This window comes from Rhizobium sp. P1_E1, from assembly GCF_056406015.1.
The window spans coordinates 1-2,331 of sequence record NZ_JBFUAY010000409.1 but is presented as its reverse complement, the minus strand read 5'-3'; the positions used below and the strand labels follow the sequence as shown (position 1 = coordinate 2,331).

At 57.7% G+C, this 2,331-nt stretch carries 1 protein-coding gene; it reads left to right on the top strand.

What is annotated here, in order from left to right:
• Positions 1–392 precede the first annotated feature (392 nt).
• A partial coding sequence (locus tag AC1D1Z_RS36420) for an SIR2 family protein (RefSeq protein ID WP_477853670.1) occupies positions 393–2,331 on the top strand: 1,939 nt, incomplete at its 3' end.

Here is a 2,331-nt window from a genome sequence, read left to right as displayed (position 1 = left end):
GTTTTCAGGTGCGCGACCCACAATCAATCGTGAGTGCTGAGGGGCATGGGCCTTGACCCTCGCTACACCCAACCCCTTGCGACTGGAATTCCACTGCACCTTGGTCACGCATTTCCCCCATTTGCCGAATCAGGCCGTATTCAATGGATCACATGTTTAGTGCGAAACCACGGGAGACCCAGATTATCGATGCAATATCGCGTGGATATCGACACGATGGTCCCTGCTGCCTTTGACCGAATAATCGTCGACATCCTAGAGTAACGAGTGCGCCGCTGGAATCGCTACTGCATCGGATATGTTCGCTACACCTTTGAGGTGGAGCAAGAAGCCGAGTGTGTTGGTGCCACCGTTGCGTCCTGGCGTGTAAATGTTGGTGGGGAGCGAGTTGCATGAGGTTTCATGAAAATGGACCAGATATTCCGGACGAACTGCTTGTCGCCCGTGACGAAGGCAACGTTCTGTTTTTCTGCGGTGCCGGCGTTTCTCTGGCCAATGCCAAGCTCGCCGATTTTCTGACGCTGGCCAAGAACGTTATTGATGACCTCGGCTCATTAACCGGTAGCCAGGCACGACGTCTCTATGATGCGGCAAGGCCTCAGTCGGGTGCCAAGTCCTACGTGCCCGTCGACCGAATGTTCAGTTCGCTCGACCTTGAGTTCGAACCGCAGGAGGTGCGGGATGCCGTGGCAAAAGCGCTCACGCCGAAGCCAAACGCAGATCTGCGCGCTCATCGAACCCTGATCGATCTGTCCAGAGGTGCTGACGGGCGACCGCGCCTGATCACGACCAATTTCGACCGTCTGTTTGAGGCGTGTGATCCCGCCTTGAGAAGCTGGGGTCCATCCAACCTTCCCCTCCCGGATCGGCATGTGGACTTCGAAGGCATTATTCACATCCATGGTCGGGTGGATGAAGACTATGCCGGCATATCCGAAGCGGTCGTCCTCTCCAGTGCCGATTTCGGCAAGGCATATCTCTCTGACGGATGGGCGACCCACTATATCCGCAGTCTCATGAACCGGTTCAAGATCGTTTTCGTCGGCTATTCTGCCGATGATCCGCCGGTGCAATATCTTCTCGAGGCACTGCGCGAGGAGCAGTCCCCGGTCGCGAATGTCTATGCCTTCCAGTTTGGCGGGGAAACGGATGCCCAAGAGCAATGGCTTCAAAAAGGGGTAGTCCCTATCGCCTTCGGCAGGCAATACAGCAATCTCTGGGATACATTGGAGGCCTGGGCCGACCGGGCGCGAGATCTGGATGCCTGGCGCCGAGAGACCATAGCCGGCGCGGCTGGCGGACCTGCCGAAGCTTCTCCAGTACTTCGCGGCAAGATCGCGCATCTGGCATCGACCGCGGCCGGAATGAAAACCCTCTTGGCGGGCGAGCCAACTCTTCCGGCGACATGGCTCTACGCATTCGATCCTCACGTGCGATATATGAAACCTCTTCCGCTCAAACGGTTCGATTCCGAAGCCGGAACGTTCGATTGTTTCGGGAACCTTGGGCTGGACCGCGACGAGTCGCCCGCGTCGATCGATCCAGACAATCCTCATCGGGATCGGGAAGTGCCGAAGTCAGCTTGGAGCGCATACATGGCGCATCCGCACGACTTGGAGGGTATCGCAGCAGAAGAGGCGAGCAACTTCTTCGGTCGCTCTGCTATGCCTCCCCGGCTGTGGTTGCTTGCGCGATTCCTAATCAACGGGATGAACGAAACCCCTGCACTATGGTGGGCCGCGGGACTCCGTGCGGTTCATCCCAACCTGGCGAGGGGACTGGAACAGCATCTGCGGTATCAGTTGAAGAAAAGCGGCGGGAAACTCCCTCAATATTGGCGATATCTGCTTGCGCGGTGGAAGGAACCAGAGCGAGAAGCCGATTTGATGTTTTTCCATATTCAGGATCGCGTCAAAAGCGAGGGATGGTCGACAAGCCTGATCAGGGAAGCCGTCGCGTTGTCGCGACCCGTGATCATCGTTACTCGCGCTTCCGGCATTGCGCCACCGATGACGGCCGATGCGGATCCCGCCGAGTTCTTGACACTCGATGTCGAGTATCCTGCTCCACATGAAGATATCGATTTCCAGGCAGCTGACCTACCTTTCGTGACCTCACTATGGCGCGCGCTCCTCGTCGAAGCCGAGCAGATGGAAACGGAAATCGGCGCTTATGTCAGCCTCGACACCACGCGGCCCGAGGATGGTGAGAAGCTTGGCGGCGGCGCCTATGGGCTCACAGGGCCGCTGGTCCGCTTCACACAACTGATGGAGGCTCTGGAGGCGTCGGACAAGAATGCCGCGCGGAAGGAAGTGCAGAGCTGGGATACCT